Origin of the sequence: Collinsella sp. OF02-10 (genome assembly GCF_003463445.1) — a bacterium.
Lineage (GTDB): Bacteria > Actinomycetota > Coriobacteriia > Coriobacteriales > Coriobacteriaceae > Collinsella.
The window spans coordinates 39,578-57,702 of the sequence record NZ_QSCW01000006.1 but is presented as its reverse complement, the minus strand read 5'-3'; the positions used below and the strand labels follow the sequence as shown (position 1 = coordinate 57,702).

The window sequence follows — 18,125 nt, the reverse complement described above, 5'->3', positions numbered from 1 at the left end:
GCAGATTTGGATTTGCCCGAGGAGTAAAGCACCCCTCCCCCATGTAACCATCCTGTAAATCATAGCGGCGCACTCGAGTTTTACCGTGATGCGGTCGCGCCTGACGCTGCACTGTGCTAAAGTATCCCGAACGTTCAAACGACTACGAGGGGAACTAGAAGATGGCACGTGTGCACAACTTCTCAGCTGGCCCGGCCGCGCTGCCTACCAGCGTGCTCGCCGAGATCGCCGACGAGATGATGGACTACCACGGTTGCGGCATGTCCGTGCTCGAGATGAGCCATCGATCTAGCATGTACCAGCAGATCATCGACGACGCCGAGGCAACCCTGCGCCGCCTGCTGAGCATCCCCGATAACTACCGTGTTCTGTTTTTGCAGGGCGGCGCCACGCTGCAGTTTGCGGGCATCCCGATGAACCTCATGCGCCGCGGCCGCGCCGGCTACGTCGTGACCGGCAACTTCGCCAACAAGGCGTACAAGGAAGCCGCCAAGTACGGCGAGGCCGTGCTGCTCGCGAGCTCCGAGGACGCCAATTTCGACCGCATTCCCGCCATGGCCGACATCAACGCGCGCATTGCCGCCGAGGCCGCGGGCGGCGGGCTCGACTACGTCTACATCTGCCAGAACAACACCATCTTTGGCACCATGTACCACGAGCTGCCTAACTTCGGCGACGTACCGCTGGTCGCCGATGTCTCGAGCTGCTTTTTGTCGCAGCCGCTCGACGTCGAGCGCTACGGACTCATCTACGCCGGCGCTCAGAAAAACGCCGGCGCCGCGGGCGTCACCGTGGTTATCGTGCGCGACGACCTGATCGCCGACGGTCCAGCCTTTGCGCAGACGCCGCAGTACATGGACCTTAAGACCCAGGCCGCCAAGGGCTCCATGCTCAACACGCCCAACACCTTTGGCATCTACGTGTGCGGCAAGGTGTTCCATTGGGTTGAACAGACCGGCGGACTTGCCGCCATGGCCGAGCGCAACTGGGCCAAGGCCAACCTGCTCTACGACCTGCTCGAGAACAGCAAACTATTCCACGGCACCGCACAGACAGACAGTCGCTCCATCGCCAACGTCACGTTCCGTACCGGCGATGCCGACCTCGACGCCGCCTTTGTCGCAGGCGCGGCCGAGCACCAGATTCAAAACGTCAAGGGCCATCGCCTCGTCGGCGGCATGCGCGCCAGCGTGTACAACGCCGTCACCATGGAAGACGTGCAGGCACTGGCCTCGTATATGAAGGACTTCGAAGCGCAGCATAGTTTGAGACCGCGATCTAACTAGCCCGCAACGAGCGGGCCGACCAGCCACTTCAAACCACTTGTTATAAACAAATCCGCTAAGGAGTTTTTCATGCGCAAGATTAAAACCATCGACGACATTACCAAGGACGGCAAAGTCGAATTTGGCGAGGGCTACGAGTTTGTGGGCACCGCCGAGGAGGCCGACGCTATTCTGATGCGCTCCACCGACCTGCACGGCCACGAGCTGCCCGAGGGCATCCGCGCCATCGCCCGCTGCGGCGCCGGCGTCAACAACATCCCCGTCGAGGAGTACGCCAAGAAGGGCGTCGTCGTCTTTAACTCCCCCGGTGCCAACAGCAACGCCGTCAAGGAGCTCGTCCTGGGCATGCTGGTGCTTTCGAGCCGCGGCGTCGTGCAGTCGATGAACTGGGTGCGCGACAACGCCGACGACCCCGAGATCCAGGTCGACGCCGAGAAGGCCAAAAAGGCCTTTGTGGGCCGCGAGCTCAAGGGCAAGCGCATCGGCGTCATCGGCCTGGGCAACGTAGGCTCCAAGGTCGCCAACGCCTGCGTCGACCTGGGCATGGACGTCTACGGCTATGATCCGTTCATTTCCGTCGAGCACGCGTGGGTGCTGAGCCGCGAGGTGCAGCGCGTGGGCACGCTCGAGGATCTGTGCCGCGGCTGCGACTACCTCACCGTGCACGTGCCCAGCAAGGCAGACACCATCGGCATGATCAGCACCGAGCAGATTAACCTGCTGGCGCCCGACGCCGTGCTCATCAACTACGCGCGCGAGACCATCATTGACGAGGACGCCGTCGACGCCGCCCTGCGCGAGGGCAAGCTCAGCTGGTTTAGCTGCGACTTTGCCACGCCCAAGACCGTCAAGATGCCCAATACGTTTATCACCACGCATTCGGGCGCCGGCACCGGCGAGGCCGAGGCCAACTGCGCCGACATGGCCATCAGCGAGCTCAAGGATTACCTGGAAAACGGCAACATCGCGCACAGCGTCAACTACCCCGCCTGCAGCATGGGCAAGGCGCGCGCCGCAAGCCGCATTGCCTGCCTGCATGCCAACGTGCCCAACATGATCGGCCAGATCACGGCCATTCTCGCCAAGGACAACGCCAATGTGCAGCGCATGACCAACGAGTCCGCTGGCGAGAACGCCTACACCATGTTCGACACCGATGAGCACCTGGACGGCAGCACGATCGAGGCGCTCAAGCAGATTCCGTCGATGTATCGCGTGCGCGTGATTAAATAGCGCCGGTGCCAAGCCTGCCAGACAGACCACGAAGCCCATTCGCCCCCTCCCGTTTTCACGAAACGGGGGGCGATTTTGTTGCTCCGGACGTCTTTAAAATGATACCCAGAACAAGTTTTTTCAGATAATCGATAGTGAGGCTCCAGTCGCTAAGCACGCCCGCTTTGATAAACAGCTTTATCAGGGACTTTAGTAGGTAAAAATCGGTCTCTATGTGCCGAATGTAAGTTGACTGTCTATTTTCCGAAACAACTTATTCTAGATAGCATTTTTAGGGTCCCTCCAAGGCAAAATTGAAGCCTTTTTGCGACCAGAACTCTAGCTCGCGCTACCGTTTACCCACCGCGCGACTACATTCCCGCCCAATCGATAAAAATCTCCTCACGAAGCCGCCGTTCGAGCTCCTGCTGTCGCGGCGTCTTGTCTTTCAGCGGCACATCGAGATAGGACATGATGAGCTCCATCACCACGCGGAAGGCATCGAAGTCGGCCAGCTGACCATAGGTCATCAGAACGACGGGATATCCCATGGCTTGCAAGGCCGTCGTTCGATCGGAGTCCGAGATCTTGGATTCAATGGATCCGTGAATGGCTTTACCTTGGCATTCAACCAGACACTCTCGACTGCCGTCCTTATTTGCCAGCAGGATATCGGCATAGCGCCTATCAAGCCCCGAAATCAGGCGGGCGCTGCGCGTCATACGAATCTCAACGTTATTGGTAAGGCTCAGCCCTTCGCCGCCGCGCAACCTCGTAAGGCCAAACAGCATCGAAGCCTGGACCTCGAGCGGCGATGCTGCCACCCCCGTAATGCATTTCGCGGCTCGTATGAACGATTTAGCGCCGCGGAGCCCCCGGACCTTATCGACGAACTCTGTAAGCTCAGAGAGCTCGATCAAGGGAGGTCGTTTCCACAAGTCCGTTGGATTCCCCGAGACATCCTTTACGTTTTCCCAGCCCGACCGTGCGTCACCCCACCGGCCCCCGTATGCCTGCTCAAGTGCCGACTTTACCTGAGGTGCAATCTTGCACACGGCAAAGGTGCCGCACATCTCATACATGCACATGATTAGACGCTCGTTTGAGACCGAGGAAGCCAGGGTCAGCAGGGTAAAGAGTGGGGACGCAACATCGAGGCCAAACTCCGTCTGCCGCACGGAATCAAACGGCCTCTCCCCGTTCCAAACATGCCTGACAATGCGATCGCCCTTACGTCCGCAGCTGCCCTGCGCCAACACGTGTAACGGGGTGCCCAGGAAATGCGTGACGAGCGGATGCTCACATAGGTGCTCCCTGCGCGGATCGTCCGCAGAATCGGGCAGGTCCGGCATTATTGCCAAGACCTGTGGAGGTATCCGGTGATACCGAAAGGCAGATATGTCGCACGGCATGTCGTCCATGAAGGGTACGTACCCGCTGCGTCGCTTGTGAACCCGCTCGGACGGCAAACGCGCTGGCTCGGCCTGCGAACGGTAAATACTGCCACGCCCACGTCGCGGATCTCTCAGGAGGCTTACAATCGGTTTGGAAAGCAAACTGATTGTGAGGTTGCATATGGTTGATGAGGACTTTGCCTGGCGGCTTACGCAAGGACTCGTGCGGATCGACAGCTCAGACCCGGGCGCGTATGAGGATGAAATTGAGCGCTTCATTAAGAGGCTCATTGAGCAGCAGCTGGCACAACTTGATAGTTCTGCGCTCGATGCCGTGCAGATTGAGGAGCTCGAAGTGCTGCCCGGGCGCCGCAACCTTAAAGTCACCGTGCCGGGCCAAAGCGACGAGCCGCGGCTGGTCTATATCTGCCACATGGATACCGTCACCTTGGGCGATGGCTGGGACGCAGACATCGCACCGCTTGGGGCGGTTGTGCGCGACGATAAACTCTATGGCCGCGGTGCCTGCGATATGAAGGGTGGCCTGGCCTGCGCCATTGCCGCACTGGTCCATACGCTCGAGCGCGTGGCGGCGGATGGCGCGCTGCCACGCCGCGGCTTTTCGCTCATCTGCTCGGTCGACGAGGAAGACTTTATGCGCGGCTCCGAGGCGGCCATCAATGCCGGCTGGGTCGGCTCGCGCGAATGGGTGCTGGACACCGAGCCCACCGACGGGCAGATCCAGGTGGCGCACAAGGGGCGTACGTGGTTCGAGATTGAAATGGCTGGCGTGACGGCGCATGCGAGCCAGCCTTGGAAGGGCGCGGATGCCGTCGCCGCCATGGCCGAGGTCGTGTGTTCGCTTCGTCGCGCGTTTGCGGCGCTGCCCGCGCACGATGAGCTGGGGCCTTCGACCATCACGTTTGGCCAAATCGAGGGCGGATATCGCCCCTACGTCGTACCCGACCGCGCCAAAGTCTGGGTCGACATGCGCCTGACCCCGCCGACCGATACGGCCGCCGCAATCAATATGGTCGAGCATGCCATCGCCGTCGCCGAAGCCGCCGTTCCCGGTTGCCATGGCAGCTACACCGTGACGGGCGACCGCCCCGCCATCGAGCGCGACCCGAACTCTCCCCTTCTAGCAGCGCTCAAGCGTGCCGCCGATGACGTAACGGACGCGGACACGACCGTCGGCTTCTTTACCGGCTACACCGATACCGCCGTCATTGCCGGCAAGACGGGCAACCGCAACTGTATGAGCTACGGCCCCGGATCGCTCGCGCTCGCGCACAAGCCCAACGAGTATGTGCCCCACGCCGATATCAATCGTTGTCAGCAGGTGCTAATCGCGCTCGCCGATAACGTGCTCTGGGACGCGAACGGCCAAGTTGGGGCATAATAAGCCGCGAACAAACCGACTCGCGCGTTAGGACCGCCCATGAAAGCACTTCCGTTTCCCTGCATCCGCCCGGCTCAGGACCGTGTGCTCGAGGCGCTGCCTGCGATGGGCGGTATCCTGAGCGGCAACGACGCCCTGCGCGGCGCCATTGCTGACGGCCTAATGCTCAAGGATCCAGGCGCGGCGTATTACGTGTACGAATGCTCGGGTGAGCCGGGTCGCGTGACGGGCGTCGTGGCGATTTGCCCGACGAGGGTACTTGCGGGCGGCAAGGGCGATGCCAGCGCTGACGTGGCCGCCGCTGCGCACGCGATCGCCGAACTCAAAGTTCAGCCGCGCCCCGTGTCGCTCGCCTACGAGGCGTCGCCCGTCATGGATATCATTTTGAGCGCTGCCAAAGAGGGCGCATCGCTCTACGCCGTCACCGATCCCGCGGGCATCACACATCGCGTGTGGGAGGTCAAGCGCGAGGACGCCGTCGGGGCCATCCGCGCTATGCTCGACCAAGCACCGGAGCCGGCACTGGCCGACGACCCCGCCTACGCCGCCGCTCTGACCGGGGCGTCGCAGCTGCTAGCCGATGAGGCCCGTGCCGCCGGAACGTACACCGGCAAGGAGCCGTTCAACTTTACCGTTGCCGTGCTCTTCCCCGCCGCGCAGGTCAGCGGCGCCGCGCAGCGGGTCCCGATGGGCCTGCTCACCCACCAGGTCGCGCGGTTCTAGCAAGACCAGACCGCCCAGCACAAAAATCGGCAGCTCAACAAACAGGGGGCGGGAATGCAATACATGCACATGCATCCCCGCCCCTTTCGCATGGAGCAATTATGTCGGCGACCTGCGTCGCCACACCCACGCTACCCGCGTCGCGGACCCGCTGTCGCCACCAGCGGTTCAAGCCCCAGCTCGCGCGCGTAGTCTTCCTGCGTAAAGACTTCGACCAGTTCAAACGTATCGGCCGCATCGTCAAACGCAAAATGCAGCACTGAGCAGTTGCCCGGCACGCGTTCGCGCTCGTCGGCCGCCGCGCCCCGCACGTGGTCCAAAAACTCCTTGATAGCTGAGCCATGACTTACCGCGAGCACGCACGTATGGTCCGGACGCTGCATAAGATCGGTCAGCGTCGCCACCATGCGCGTGCGCACCTGGATCTGGCCCTCGCCGCCAAACTGCCGATAGAAGTCGCGCCACGGGCGCTCGGGCATAAGCATCACGCGCTCGGCCTCAAAGTCGCCAAAGAACCACTCACGCAGGCCGTCTAGGCGCTCGTACGCCAAGCCCGGCCACAAGTTGGCGATAGTCTGCTCGGTGCGATGAAGCGTAGAGGTGTAGGCATGATTGGGCTCAATGCCGCGCGCACGTAAAAACATGCCGGCGCGCGCCGCCTGGTCGCAACCCAACTGCGTAAGCGGCGAATCACTCCACCCCTGAATGATACGCTTAAGGTTGAATATCGTCTGTCCATGACGGACCAGATACAGATCTTTATTCATAGGGGTCCTTTCGTTCGTTACCAACCCAAAAGCGAAAACGCCCCGTCGCAATAGCCAAAATGAAGCACGGCACCGTTGTCGGGCAGCTCTCCCCCGCCAGTCACATACTCAAGAAACTCCTGGCAGGCTGAGCCATGGGAAACCGCCAGCACGCAGTCGTGCTGCGGCCTGGCCATGATGCGGGACAGCGCCGCGACCATGCGCGACTGAAGCTGCACTTCCGACTCGCCGCCAAAGGCAACAGGATAATCGCCCCAGGGCTGCGGCGGCATCTCGCGATTTGATGTGCCCTCCAGCGAGCCAAAATGCCACTCACGCAGGTCATCGACCAGCTCAATGGAACGGCCCTCGCCAACGATAAGCTCGGCCGTATGCCGCGCCCGGCCCAACGGCGAGGAATACACATGATCAAAGGCCACGCCACGCGCCGCAAACGCCGTACGCGCCGTCAGCGCCTGCTCGCGCCCGCGCGCCGTAAGCGGCGAATCGTGCCAGCCCTGCAAAATGCTCTGCACATTGAGCTCAGTCTGCCCATGCCGCACCAAATACAGATCTGCCACACACCCTCCCCTCGTACCACCACAAAGGGGACAGGAGCCTTTGTGGTGATTTTGCCGCCGGATTGCACCGCAACGACGCACAACTACAGCAGCACGTCGGCAAGCGGACGCTTGGGTACGTGGTGCACCTGCGCCTCGTCGCGCCAATAATTGATGGAGCCGTCGGGGTTGGAATCGATCGCATCGATCACCTGTGTCTCGGCCGGAACGCCAAACGCCATGATCAGCTTGAGCTCATACTTGTCGTTATTGAGCCCCATGGCTTCGATCGCGCGGGGCGTAAAGGCCTTGAACATGCAGGCTGCCACCTCGGGCGTGGCGCTGCGGGCGGCGAGCATCATCGTCTGCGCGGCAATGCCCGTGTCGACCTCGGTAATGGGAGCGGCAGGCTTGCCCGGAACGGCGCGCTCGGCCAGAATCGCGATATAGCCGGTCGGGCGCTCGCCCTCGGCAGGACCCGGCCAATCCTTAAACGCGCCGGCCCATGCAAGCTCATCAAATACACGCACGCAATCCTCGGCACCGCTCACCACATGAAAACGAAGACGCTGAGCATTGGCACCACACGGGGTCAGGTGCGCCAGCTCCGCCAGCTCAAGCAAAAACTCGCGCGGCACGCGCATAGACTCGTCAAAACGGCGGCACGTACGGGCACGACGGACCAGCGCATCAAACGCGTCCAAGCCGAGCTTTTCGCAACCCTGCTTTGCCATCGATTCTGCGCTTACCGGCGCCGCGGGAACTGCTTCGTTCATAGGGACCCCCAATACAAGCCAATTGTCCTTAGGAAAATCTAACCTAAAACGTAGGCAATTACATACAGCGGCGTAATGTTCTACAGCTGTTGATTAATCCTCACTGAAGCGGGAACAAAAGTAACGATTCGGGAATGTGGGGCGGCAATTCGTCCTTCCCGCCCCATGCATCGGCGCCCTTGGGCGATACTTGTTGCAGCACTTTTGGCGTACGCCACACGGAGAGCAATGAACGCGACGTACACCACACGGAAAGGAGACATTATGGGCATCTTTAAGAACGATGACCAAAAATCGAGCCAGTTTGGATTTGACGAGAAAAGCATGGCGGGCAAAGCCGTCAAGGCCGTACGCTGGATCTACGCCATCACGGGCGTCTTAGCACTCATTGCTGGTATCGCGCTGCTTTTTGCACCCGCCAAGTCCCTCGTCTTTTTGACGACCGTCCTGGGTTTTTACTTTGTAATCACTGCTGCCATCAGACTGTTCACTGCCATTTTTGAGCCGCTGCTGCCCACCGGCTGGCGCGTGACGAGCATCATCTCCAACCTACTCATTATCTTGGGCGGCGTCATAATCCTGCGCAACCAGGCCTTCTCGACCGCGACGCTCACCACGATGGTGGTTATCGTGGCCGGCTTTGACTGGATTGTCGAAGGTGTCATGTCCATTCTGGAGTCCGAGCTTTCGTCCAACCGCGCCCTCGCCATCCTGAGCGGCGCACTTTCCATCATCGCCGGCATGTTCGTGTTTATCTATCCGCTGTGGTCGGCCAAGATGCTCGTCATCTTTAGCGGCGCCGCGCTGCTGGTGTTTGGCGTAACGCTGATTGTTCGCGCTATTCAATTTGGCAAACTGGTGCGCTAGATGCCACGAACGCTCTTTATTGATGCAGACGCCTGCCCGGTCACGCGCGAGTCGATTGACTGCGCGCGGCGGGCGGGCGTCGCCGTTGTTATCGCCGGCAACAGCACGCAAAACCTGGAACGGCACATTCGCCGCGACGACCCGCGCGATGCCGAGCACGCGCGACGCGGCTTTTGGGTCACGACGCTCGACGTGAGCGTGGGCGCCGACAGCGCCGACTTTGCCATTGTCGAACGCCTGCAGGCGGGCGACGTGGTCGTGACGCAGGACATTGGCTTGGCGAGCATGGTGCTCGGGCGCGATGCCGCCGCCATCGGTGTGCGCGGGCGCGTGTACGACAAGGCGACTATCGACATGCAGCTGTTTATTCGCCACGAGGAAAAGAAGGTACGCCGCACCGGCGGACGCACTCGCGGACCGGCGGCATTTACCAGCGAAGACCGTGTCCGCTTTAAACGCAACCTCACCGAGTTGCTGCACTAACCAAGGTAGATTTTTGGGACATGCCTAAAAATCTACCTTTTTGTTTTGCCGATTGACGCGCATCCAACGCCCAGGTCATGGCGGTGGAATTTATGGCATGTCCTAGTTTTACGGCATGCCCCAAACATCCACTTAGAACCCAAAGGCGGAAAGGATAAGGCCCCAGCCAGCGCCGATGACGTACATCATGATCAGGAACACGGCATTTTCGCGGGCGCTGCGGTTGGTGCGGAACAGCACCAGATAACCCACGCCGGCGGAAATGAGCGTGCCGGCGAGCATCGGGGCCAGCTGCAGCGCGCCTTCCAGGTACAGTTGCGTGATGACGACGCTGGCCGAGCAGTTGGGGATCAGGCCGACGAGTGCCGAGCCCAGGACCGCAAGCGTCTCGTTGCCGCGCAGGAACTGCTCGATTGCGGACTCGCCGAACGTCTCGAGCACGGCAACCAGAATCAGCGTCACCAGGAAAATGAATACCGATACCTGCACGGTGTGGGAGATGGCGCTGCGGATAATCGACAGGACAGGCGTCCCTTCGTGGGAATGGGAGTGACCGTGACCATCATGGTGTTCATATTCGCCCTCATGACCGTGATCGTGGCCATGTCCGTGTTCGTGCTCGTCCTCGTCTTCATCACAACCGCAATGGTCGCGCTCGCACAGCTCGTGGATGTGGTCGGCGCTCACGCCCGCCTCGGCCACCTCGTCGATGATGTCACCGCCAGTGTGGTCGTCGTGCGCGCAATTCACGTGGGCCGGGTTGGCCGCGGTTCCCAGCACGGTGCGGCGAATCGCCGCATGCGCGCGAGCGTTACGACGCAGGCCGCGAATGGCAGCGTCCACGATAAAACCCGTGACCAGTGCGATCAGCGCTTTCGAAGCCAAAAGCATCGCCATAGTCTGCACGGGAACCTGCTCGGCAAGCAACAGCGGCAGCATCTCATCGGAGGTCGAAAGGAACACCGCCACCAACGTGCCCAAGGTCACGACACGGCCGGCGTACAGCGTTGCTGCCATGGCCGAAAATCCGCACTGCGGCACCATGCCCAGCAGCGAGCCAACCACGGGACCCGCAGCGCCGGCGCGCTTGATAGCGCCGTTGACGCGGTCGCCCGCAACGTGCTCAAGTGTCTCGAGAGCAAGATACGTCACCAACAAAAACGGCACCAGCGACAGCGTGTCCTTGCCGGCGTCGAGCAGAATATCAATCAGTAAATCCATGACGGACGGAACCTTTCGTGTCTTTCGGCAGCATTGTAAAAGTCCTAGCGGTCAACTAGGGTATTGTAGTTGTCCCGGGCGCGGTGCCAATAGTTGCCTATGGCAAACTATCATCTCGCCATAACTCAGTAACCTCGAGCCGCACAACGCGGCCCGTCCAAGGAGTAGCATATGAACGTATCGCAAGCACTCGAATACGAGCGCCAGCCGTTTATCCCCATGTTTATCTACGGCGACCACGGCGCCATGGAGTCCGAGCGCCAGAAGGGCGAGGAGGCCCTCAAGGTGCTCGAGACCGAGTACTTTACCGCCGAGGGCGACCCCGGCTTCGACTTTGCCACCGTGCGCGACCTGGCCGACCGCAACCGCGACCTGTGCGACCAGATTGGCGAGGCGCGTCTGCGCAACGTGACGCCCGCGACGCTCTCGCGCGGCCTGTCCGATGCCGACACCTGCGCCGCCATCGGCAAGATGCAAAAGCGCACCGCCGCGTCCGTTATGCGCGAAATCCGCGGCGACCGCGACGCGCTCGGCGTGGCCTACGCCCGCAAGCCCATCCAGGGCACCGTGCTCGGTATCGACATCGAGACCACCGGCCGTGCACCCGAGCGCGGCTATATCATCAACGTGGGCTGGGAGATCATGGAGCTCACCAGCGACGCCGTCCCGCATGACGCCGAGGCACACTACTGCGGCCTGCCCGACATCTACCGCGGCGAGGATGTGCCGTTGTCGAATATCCACCACATCACCTGGGACGACATCGACGGCAAAAAGCCGTTCCGCGAGAACAAAGAGCTGCAAAAGCAGCTGCTCAAGCTTATGAAGAAGTACCCGTACATGGCACACAACGCCGCCTTTGAGGACAGCTGGTTCAAGATCCACCTGGACGGCTACGCCGAGGCACGCCGCGCCGGCAAGATCATCGTCATCGACTCGCGCCAGATCTGCCGCAGCCTGGACGCCGACGTGCGCTCGCTCCCCCGCGAGTCCGCCCCCGCCGCGCTCGAGAACTGGGCACGCCGTCGCGGCACCCTCGCGCCCGACGCCAACGAGCAGCATCTGGGTCTGGACGACACCGACCTCATGCTCCGCACGGTACAGGCCGAGTTCAACCTCAAGAACCTATTCGCGAAATAGCAACGCCTGCGACAAACACTGCTTGCTCACGAGCGGCCTCGCAGCGGGAAACACCGCAGCGGGGCCGCCCTACGTTCCACAGATAGATCTGCCATCACAAATTCTGAACCCTCATTTTGAACGATTTCGGCCAATTCCCGACACGTAATTCGTTGTCGGATGGTGATGCATCGATATCAAATGTGCAGCAATTGAGTTTTTATATGCTATAGCTAAGCTGCGAGAACATTGATTTTAGGCGTGCCAACCCATAATTGCGTCAAGCTTTTGGACAGCATTTGGTTAGGCCCCTAAAACGACTTTCCCACTCAGCGCCATCAACACGGCATTAGCTGACACGATATATACCATGAGTATCGTATTGTCACATACCACTGCAAAAGCGGTCTACCAGGCCGCGTATTCGGCGTCTGTGAAAGACACCGAGCCCTGTAACCCTGCCGCGATTTACGGATCATGTCCCACCGGAACGCTCCTTGACGCAGCCGCAGAATGGCTCACCAAACACGATGTTTCCCTCGACGCAAATGATTGCCTCGAGGTAATGGTGTTTGATCGCAGGAATGCGCGCTATGCACTGAACTGTCAATGCCACGTTTCGTCAAAACGATTCTCGAACTCACGCTTTATAGAGCTCAAAGATGGCATCTTCATTGTTGGCGTTGAGCTTTGCGCGCTTCAGGCCGCCACCTATCTCCCTTTTCGCGAACTGGTGGAGTACTACTTTGAATTGTGCGGCGTTTACTCCCTTGGAACCGGCTCTTCCACCTCGTATAACGAGCGTTTCGCGCTCACCTCGACCGAAAGGTTAAAACAGTTCTTTAATTCCATTACCAGATGCGACGGTCTGGCCTTTGCCCGAAAGGCGATCCAATGTGTGCGCGACGGATGCCGGTCTCCCATGGAAACGGCCTTTGTCATGATGCTAACGCTGCCTAAAAGCGAAGGAGGGCTTGGTATTAAGGGAATTGAGACCGATTACGAGGTGCAGGTCACCGCTGCCGCAAAGAATCTCACGAGACGCAAAAAGTTCTTTATGGATGCATATCTAAAGAAATCTCGCACAGACATTGAATACAACGGGTTTTATCATGACGCGGAAGAAGACCGCGCCATCGATGAGGAGCGCAAGAATGCGCTTGCGTCCATGGGATACGGAATCATCACCGTCAGTCGTTATTCCTTTATGCATGCCAGCGCTTTCGTTAGGGTCATGGAGGCGATCCAACGGAAAGAGGGCATACGCCCCTCGCGTCTGCCAAAAGACTTTCAAATCATGCAAGAGGACCTGAGACAGTTTGTGCTCAGAAGGTTTATAGAAGAGAAAAAGCGAATTCAGAAGCAGCTTCGCCAGGATTCCGAAGATCGTCAACGAATCGACCTCGAAAAAGCAACACTCGAAGGTATCACGCTGGATGACCCGACAATAAATGAAGTTCCGGCAATCGATGACATGCAGACTGTCGAATCCGACAGCCCATCATTTGCCCAAATAAGCAGCCTCGCGCCCGAGGGCAGAATCTTCGGGGCCGGAAGCTAGACCGGCTAACAAGGTGGGTACCCTAGCGATGTGCAAAATTGCGAGTATTCAGCAGGGTCGGCCCTCCAGCACCCACAAGTTAATCCAAATGAGAAACAAAAACGCTATCGAACGGGAACGTTAGGCAACATTTGAGGAAGACCTTGTCTGTTTACCGCCCTTGGATAACTCTTGAGCGGCTTTATTTGGCCTGGAATAGATTAACGGACCCCCTATAGTTGCAGAATACTCCAATTTTTGCACGGCGCGGGGGCACCCACCCCGGCATCGGCTATCAAAACCGCTCAGTCCGGAATCTCGTCCACTATTCCCCATCATTTTATGCGACGAATTACCTGTACGTCATTGACATATGAACATGCGCTCATATAATCGGAAATAAGTTATATGAGCGCATGTTCATATGAAAGGATATTGCAATGAGCAGCCACGCTGATGAAACAAAGACTGGCATCGAGGCCACCGAGCCGATCGTCCCCACCACCTGCTCGCCCGAGGACCTTCCCGACGAGGAGCTTCTCTACGACCTTGCCGACCTGTTCAAGGTCTTCAGCGACACCACGCGCATCAAGATTCTCTATGCCCTCATGGGCCGCGAGCTCTGCGTGGCCGACATCGCCGAGGCGACCGCAACCTCGCAGTCGGCAGTATCGCACCAGCTGCGCACGCTTAAACAGTCGCACCTGGTCAAGTTCCGCCGCGACGGCCGCAACATTCTCTACTCGCTCGCCGACGATCACGTCTACACCATGCTTAACCAGGGCATGAGCCATATCTGCGAATAGCAATCAACCACGGTATCAGCGCGGCCGGCACCCAGACCGCTAACACAGGGAAAGGAACCCACCATGAAAAAGCAGTTCAAGCTCGACGAGATCGATTGCGCCAACTGCGCGCGTGAACTTCAGGACGAGCTGGCTAAGCTCGATGGCGTCAAGTCCGTTTCGGTCAACTTTATGACCCAGAAGCTGACGCTCGAGGCCGACGACGCCGAGTTCGACGAGGTCCTGAACCGCGTCGTTGAGTTCACCGCCGACGCCGAGCCGGACTGCGAGATCATTCTCTAACCCGCGCATACGTTGACCTGCGAGGCCGCGCTTGCCGCGGCCTTTGCTCGCGAAATTATATGAGCGAGTGTTCATACACTCAAATGAGAGGTTTGAATCATGACAGCCGCCGATCCCAAAAAGAAAAAGAAGAAGCGCAAGAAGAAAGAGTCCCTTGAGCATAAGCGCAACCGCATCCTGGTAGCACTGGGCATTTTTGCCGTGGTGTACGCCCTCGATGAGCTCGGCACCCTCACCGCCGCATTCGGCACCCCGGGCGACATCTACGCCAGCTTTGTGCTGTTCCTCGTGCCGTTTTTGATTGCCGGCTACGACGTACTGCAAAAGGCATTCAATAACATCCGCCGCGGCAAGGCCTTCGACGAGAGTTTCCTTATGGCAGTCGCGACCATCGGCGCGTTTGCCATGGTGCTCTTCCCCGATACCGACCCGCACATGGCCGAAGGCGCCGCCGTCATGCTGTTCTACCAGGTCGGCGAGCTGTTCCAGGCATACGCTGTGGGCAAGAGCCGCAAGTCGATCAGTGCCATGATGGACATCGCGCCCGACTACGCTAACGTCGAGCAGCCCGACGGCACGCTCGAGCAAGTCTTCCCCGATGACATCGCCGTCGGCACCGTCATCGTCGTCAAGCCTGGCGAGCGCGTGCCCATCGACGGCATCATCGTCGAAGGCGAGACACAGCTCGATACCGCCGCCCTTACTGGCGAGTCAGTCCCCCGTCCGGCCAAAACCGGAGACGATATCATCAGCGGTTGCATCAACATGACGGGCCTCATCCACGTGCGCACCACCAAGCCCTTTGGCGAGTCCACCGTCGCGCGCGTCCTGGAACTCGTGGAGAATGCCAGCGAAAAGAAGGCGCGCACCGAGAACTTCATCACGCGCTTCGCCCGCGTCTACACGCCCGCCGTCACCGGCGCGGCCGCGGTACTCGCGCTCGGCGGCGGTTTGGTCACCGGCGCCTGGTCCGACTGGATCCTGCGCGGCCTGACCTTCCTGGTCGTCAGCTGCCCGTGTGCGCTCGTGATCAGCGTGCCGCTCAGTTTCTTTGGCGGCATCGGCGGCGCGTCCAAGCTGGGCGTTCTCATCAAGGGTTCCAACTACCTCGAGACGCTCGCCGATGTGGACACCGTCGTCTTTGACAAGACGGGCACCCTCACCAACGGCACGTTCTCGGTCGTCGCGGTGCACCCCGAGGCAGGCTATACCGAGCAGTCGCTACTCGAGGTCGCAGCCCTCGCCGAGTCGTTCTCCGACCATCCCATCGCGCAGTCGGTGCGCACCGCCTTCCAGGGCGAGCTCGATCCCAAGCGCGTAAGCGACTCCACCAACGACGCGGGCCATGGCGTGACGGCGACTATCGACAGCAAACATGTCGTCGTCGGCAACGCCAAGATGCTTGCTGCGGCCGGTATCGACGCTCCCAATTGCGAGGTCGTCGGTACGATCCTCCACGTGCTCGTCGACGGCACCTATGCCGGCCACATCGTAATTGCCGACACCATCAAGGTCGATGCGGAGCAAACGATTCTCGACCTGCACGCCGCCGGCGTCAAGCGCACCGTCATGCTCACGGGCGACCGCGAGGAGGTTGCGGCGTCTGTGGCCAAGCAGCTCGGCCTCGACGAGTTCCACGCGCAGCTGCTGCCGGGCGACAAGGTCGAGCGTGTTGAAGCGCTGCTCGCGGCCGAAAGTGGCAAGGGCAAGCTCGCCTTTGTCGGCGACGGTATCAACGACGCGCCTGTGCTTACGCGCGCTGATGTGGGCATTGCCATGGGCGCCATGGGTTCCGACGCCGCGATCGAGGCCGCCGACGTGGTGCTGATGGACGACAAGCCGTCCGACATTTCCCGCGCTATTCGCGTGGCGCGCAAGACCATGTCGATTGTTTGGCAGAACATCATCTTTGCGCTGGGCATTAAGCTGCTGATCCTTGTGCTGGCAGCGCTGGGCATCGCCAATATGTGGCTTGCCGTCTTTGGCGACGTGGGCGTGGCGATCATCGCCATCCTGAACGCCATGCGCGCGATGGGTGTCAAGAACCTGTAGCGCTCGTGGTCCCTCCGGCCGGGGCCGGGCTTGGTTTTGAAAACGTCCTCGCGCATGAGGCCCGTCTTTCCTGCTCCTGCGGAGCAACGGAAAGGCGGGCCTCGCGCTGCGGAGTGTTTTCAAAACCAAGCCCGGCCCCGGCCTGCATTGACACAGCTGGCGGTTCTTGGGCATCGCTTGCTGGCGGGGTTCCTTTGCTGAAATGGACTTGGCCGAAAGGGCCGCTGGTCCCGGTCGCTGGTTCGCGCTTTGCGTGAACTCCGCGCTACTGTGGGTCAGTTAGGCTTCTGTTTTTGGACCCGCTACATCTTCCCGCCTCAGCATCGACCTTAGCTTCTCGAAACTCTCCTCGCTCAGGCAGTGCTCCATGTGACAGCCCTCTTGCGAGGCAACCTCGGGCGTTACGCCTGCGTCCTCTAGCAGACCTACAAAAAAGCAGTGGCGCTCCCACATTTGACGGGCAACCTCAAGACCGCGTTCCGTCAGATGCACGTCGCGTTTGCCCATTTCGACATAGCCGTTGCTTTCCAGCGTCGCCATGGCCTTGGAAACGCTCGCCTTGGTTACGCCGAGGTACTCCGCAACGTCGATCGAGCGCACGGTGCCCTGACGTTCCGACAGAACGTAGATCGATTCGAGATAGTCTTCTCCGGATTCACGCAGGGCCATGGGCCGCCTTTCGCGATGGCTTCTAGTTAGCCTTTGGATACTTTTGCTTGATTTACTTTACCGCAAAAGTTGCCTATGTCTTACTACGTTGTCTAAAAAGTTAACCGTGTTTCACAAAACGCACGGGACGAAAACAAAGCGGGGACACGCCCCGCAAGGAGTGCCCCCGACTGCCGGCGCAAAAGGAACGTCCCCAAGTGCCGAATCCGTAGCTATAGCAGGCCAAAGTGCTCGGCGGCGTTGTAGATGCCGTCGTCGTCTACGGCGGTCGTCACGTAGGTCGCTGCGGCCTTCACGGTATCCTGCGCGTTGCCCATGGCCACACTTGTGCCCACGGCCGAGAACATCGACAGGTCGTTCTCGCCGTCGCCAAAGGCGATCGCCTCGCTCGCGTCGACACCCAGGCGCTCCAGCGTCGCTGCCACACCCAGGTCCTTGCCGCCGTTAGCGGGAATAATGTCGCAGAACAGGTCGCACCAGCGCGTGGTGAGCGAATGCGACACGGCGTCGGTCACGATATGCTCGTCGGCCGGATCCACAAAGGCGCAAAACTGGTAGACCGGCGCGTCAAAGGCGTGCTCAAACGGCTCCTCGTGGTAGACAATTCCCGCGTTGCTGCCGGCCGTCACCACGCGCTCGGACAGGCGGTTCACAAACGAGTTCTCGCCCTGCATGCACAGCGAGTCGTAGCGCCCCTCGGCCACCTGGTCCACAATCACCGCAACGTCGTCCGGATCGATCGGGCAGCTACGGTAAACGCCCTCGGCATCAAAACAGTGCTGGCCCGAAAGCGTAATGTACGCATCCCAACCAAGATCGAACAGCCAATCGGGCATCTGGTAGGTCGGGCGACCCGTAGCAATCACGCATGCGATCCCCTGCTCGTGAAAGCTATCGAGCACCCGCTGCGCCGACGCCGGAATCCGGTGCGTCTTAAAGCTCAGCAGCGTGCCGTCGATATCGAAAAACGCGGCTTTGATCATCCTC

The 18,125-nt window shown here is 60.1% G+C and carries 18 protein-coding genes; 11 read left to right on the top strand and 7 right to left on the bottom strand.

Going from position 1 to position 18,125, the window contains the following annotated elements; translation table 11 throughout:
* The first annotated feature begins 161 nt into the window (after positions 1-161).
* Positions 162-1,286 (top strand): 3-phosphoserine/phosphohydroxythreonine transaminase, encoded by a 1,125-nt coding sequence (gene serC / locus DXA43_RS04485; protein ID WP_117806380.1) that lies wholly within the window; start codon positions 162-164, stop codon positions 1,284-1,286.
* 69 nt (positions 1,287-1,355) lie between these two features.
* Positions 1,356-2,519 (top strand): phosphoglycerate dehydrogenase, encoded by a 1,164-nt coding sequence (locus DXA43_RS04480; protein ID WP_117806379.1) that lies wholly within the window; start codon positions 1,356-1,358, stop codon positions 2,517-2,519.
* 350 nt (positions 2,520-2,869) lie between these two features.
* On the opposite strand, the gene DXA43_RS04475 is transcribed toward DXA43_RS04480, so the two are convergent.
* The gene (locus DXA43_RS04475) at positions 2,870-3,850 is read right to left on the bottom strand and encodes a hypothetical protein (RefSeq protein ID WP_199580526.1); all 981 of its coding nucleotides are present in this window, start codon (positions 3,848-3,850) and stop codon (positions 2,870-2,872) included.
* Positions 3,851-4,073: 223 nt separating this feature from the next.
* Here DXA43_RS04475 and DXA43_RS04470 point away from each other — a divergent pair, with 223 nt between their 5' ends.
* Positions 4,074-5,294, top strand: coding sequence for a M20 family metallopeptidase (locus DXA43_RS04470; RefSeq protein ID WP_117806377.1), 1,221 nt, complete (start codon positions 4,074-4,076; stop codon positions 5,292-5,294).
* A gap of 39 nt (positions 5,295-5,333) precedes the next feature.
* A complete protein-coding gene (locus DXA43_RS04465; protein WP_117806376.1) occupies positions 5,334-6,017 on the top strand; it encodes a DUF1015 family protein in 684 nt (227 codons plus the stop codon).
* A gap of 131 nt (positions 6,018-6,148) precedes the next feature.
* Here DXA43_RS04465 and DXA43_RS04460 read toward each other — a convergent pair whose 3' ends face one another.
* The 3 genes from DXA43_RS04460 to DXA43_RS04450 all read right to left on the bottom strand — a co-directional run bounded on the left by DXA43_RS04460 (position 6,149) and on the right by DXA43_RS04450 (position 8,099).
* A complete protein-coding gene (locus DXA43_RS04460; protein ID WP_117806375.1) occupies positions 6,149-6,784 on the bottom strand; it encodes a histidine phosphatase family protein in 636 nt (211 codons plus the stop codon).
* A gap of 17 nt (positions 6,785-6,801) precedes the next feature.
* On the bottom strand, positions 6,802-7,344 hold the full coding sequence (locus DXA43_RS04455; protein WP_055252053.1) for a histidine phosphatase family protein: 543 nt from the start codon (positions 7,342-7,344) through the stop codon (positions 6,802-6,804).
* A gap of 83 nt (positions 7,345-7,427) precedes the next feature.
* Positions 7,428-8,099 (bottom strand): nitroreductase family protein, encoded by a 672-nt coding sequence (locus DXA43_RS04450; protein WP_117806374.1) that lies wholly within the window; start codon positions 8,097-8,099, stop codon positions 7,428-7,430.
* Positions 8,100-8,363: 264 nt separating this feature from the next.
* Here DXA43_RS04450 and DXA43_RS04445 point away from each other — a divergent pair, with 264 nt between their 5' ends.
* Positions 8,364-8,966 carry an HdeD family acid-resistance protein gene (locus DXA43_RS04445; protein WP_117806373.1) on the top strand — a complete coding sequence of 201 codons (603 nt, stop codon included), beginning with the start codon at positions 8,364-8,366 and terminating at the stop codon, positions 8,964-8,966.
* A complete protein-coding gene (locus tag DXA43_RS04440) occupies positions 8,967-9,449 on the top strand; it encodes a DUF188 domain-containing protein (protein WP_117806372.1) in 483 nt (160 codons plus the stop codon).
* Positions 9,450-9,581: 132 nt separating this feature from the next.
* On the opposite strand, the gene DXA43_RS04435 is transcribed toward DXA43_RS04440, so the two are convergent.
* Complete coding sequence (locus DXA43_RS04435) at positions 9,582-10,670, bottom strand: putative manganese transporter (RefSeq protein WP_117806371.1); 1,089 nt, start codon at positions 10,668-10,670, stop codon at positions 9,582-9,584.
* 171 nt (positions 10,671-10,841) lie between these two features.
* Here DXA43_RS04435 and DXA43_RS04430 point away from each other — a divergent pair, with 171 nt between their 5' ends.
* The 5 genes from DXA43_RS04430 to DXA43_RS04410 all read left to right on the top strand — a co-directional run bounded on the left by DXA43_RS04430 (position 10,842) and on the right by DXA43_RS04410 (position 16,469).
* Positions 10,842-11,810 carry a hypothetical protein gene (locus tag DXA43_RS04430; protein ID WP_055252061.1) on the top strand — a complete coding sequence of 323 codons (969 nt, stop codon included), beginning with the start codon at positions 10,842-10,844 and terminating at the stop codon, positions 11,808-11,810.
* A gap of 349 nt (positions 11,811-12,159) precedes the next feature.
* Positions 12,160-13,350, top strand: a complete 1,191-nt coding sequence (locus DXA43_RS04425) for a hypothetical protein (protein ID WP_117806370.1) — start codon at positions 12,160-12,162, stop codon at positions 13,348-13,350.
* A 419-nt stretch (positions 13,351-13,769) separates the two neighbouring features.
* On the top strand, positions 13,770-14,135 hold the full coding sequence (locus DXA43_RS04420) for a helix-turn-helix transcriptional regulator (RefSeq protein ID WP_055252065.1): 366 nt from the start codon (positions 13,770-13,772) through the stop codon (positions 14,133-14,135).
* A gap of 63 nt (positions 14,136-14,198) precedes the next feature.
* On the top strand, positions 14,199-14,417 hold the full coding sequence (locus DXA43_RS04415) for a cation transporter (protein WP_117806369.1): 219 nt from the start codon (positions 14,199-14,201) through the stop codon (positions 14,415-14,417).
* 99 nt (positions 14,418-14,516) lie between these two features.
* The gene (locus DXA43_RS04410; RefSeq protein WP_199580525.1) at positions 14,517-16,469 is read left to right on the top strand and encodes a heavy metal translocating P-type ATPase; all 1,953 of its coding nucleotides are present in this window, start codon (positions 14,517-14,519) and stop codon (positions 16,467-16,469) included.
* Between the two features lie 279 nt (positions 16,470-16,748).
* On the opposite strand, the gene DXA43_RS04405 is transcribed toward DXA43_RS04410, so the two are convergent.
* Together DXA43_RS04405 and DXA43_RS04400 are read right to left on the bottom strand one after the other, a co-directional pair.
* The gene (locus DXA43_RS04405) at positions 16,749-17,138 is read right to left on the bottom strand and encodes a metal-dependent transcriptional regulator (RefSeq protein ID WP_117637290.1); all 390 of its coding nucleotides are present in this window, start codon (positions 17,136-17,138) and stop codon (positions 16,749-16,751) included.
* A gap of 212 nt (positions 17,139-17,350) precedes the next feature.
* Complete coding sequence (locus DXA43_RS04400; protein WP_117806368.1) at positions 17,351-18,121, bottom strand: Cof-type HAD-IIB family hydrolase; 771 nt, start codon at positions 18,119-18,121, stop codon at positions 17,351-17,353.
* Between the last annotated feature and the right edge of the window lie 4 nt (positions 18,122-18,125).

Coding starts and splice junctions, on each gene's coding strand:
- serC (WP_117806380.1), top strand. CDS start 162: ATGGCACGTGTGCACAACTTCTCAGCTGGCCCGGCCGCGCTGCCTACC.
- DXA43_RS04480 (WP_117806379.1), top strand. CDS start 1,356: ATGCGCAAGATTAAAACCATCGACGACATTACCAAGGACGGCAAAGTC.
- DXA43_RS04475 (WP_199580526.1), bottom strand. CDS start 3,850: ATGCCGGACCTGCCCGATTCTGCGGACGATCCGCGCAGGGAGCACCTA.
- DXA43_RS04470 (WP_117806377.1), top strand. CDS start 4,074: ATGGTTGATGAGGACTTTGCCTGGCGGCTTACGCAAGGACTCGTGCGG.
- DXA43_RS04465 (WP_117806376.1), top strand. CDS start 5,334: ATGAAAGCACTTCCGTTTCCCTGCATCCGCCCGGCTCAGGACCGTGTG.
- DXA43_RS04460 (WP_117806375.1), bottom strand. CDS start 6,784: ATGAATAAAGATCTGTATCTGGTCCGTCATGGACAGACGATATTCAAC.
- DXA43_RS04450 (WP_117806374.1), bottom strand. CDS start 8,099: ATGAACGAAGCAGTTCCCGCGGCGCCGGTAAGCGCAGAATCGATGGCA.
- DXA43_RS04445 (WP_117806373.1), top strand. CDS start 8,364: ATGGGCATCTTTAAGAACGATGACCAAAAATCGAGCCAGTTTGGATTT.
- DXA43_RS04440 (WP_117806372.1), top strand. CDS start 8,967: ATGCCACGAACGCTCTTTATTGATGCAGACGCCTGCCCGGTCACGCGC.
- DXA43_RS04435 (WP_117806371.1), bottom strand. CDS start 10,670: ATGGATTTACTGATTGATATTCTGCTCGACGCCGGCAAGGACACGCTG.
- DXA43_RS04430 (WP_055252061.1), top strand. CDS start 10,842: ATGAACGTATCGCAAGCACTCGAATACGAGCGCCAGCCGTTTATCCCC.
- DXA43_RS04425 (WP_117806370.1), top strand. CDS start 12,160: ATGAGTATCGTATTGTCACATACCACTGCAAAAGCGGTCTACCAGGCC.
- DXA43_RS04420 (WP_055252065.1), top strand. CDS start 13,770: ATGAGCAGCCACGCTGATGAAACAAAGACTGGCATCGAGGCCACCGAG.
- DXA43_RS04415 (WP_117806369.1), top strand. CDS start 14,199: ATGAAAAAGCAGTTCAAGCTCGACGAGATCGATTGCGCCAACTGCGCG.
- DXA43_RS04410 (WP_199580525.1), top strand. CDS start 14,517: ATGACAGCCGCCGATCCCAAAAAGAAAAAGAAGAAGCGCAAGAAGAAA.
- DXA43_RS04405 (WP_117637290.1), bottom strand. CDS start 17,138: ATGGCCCTGCGTGAATCCGGAGAAGACTATCTCGAATCGATCTACGTT.
- DXA43_RS04400 (WP_117806368.1), bottom strand. CDS start 18,121: ATGATCAAAGCCGCGTTTTTCGATATCGACGGCACGCTGCTGAGCTTT.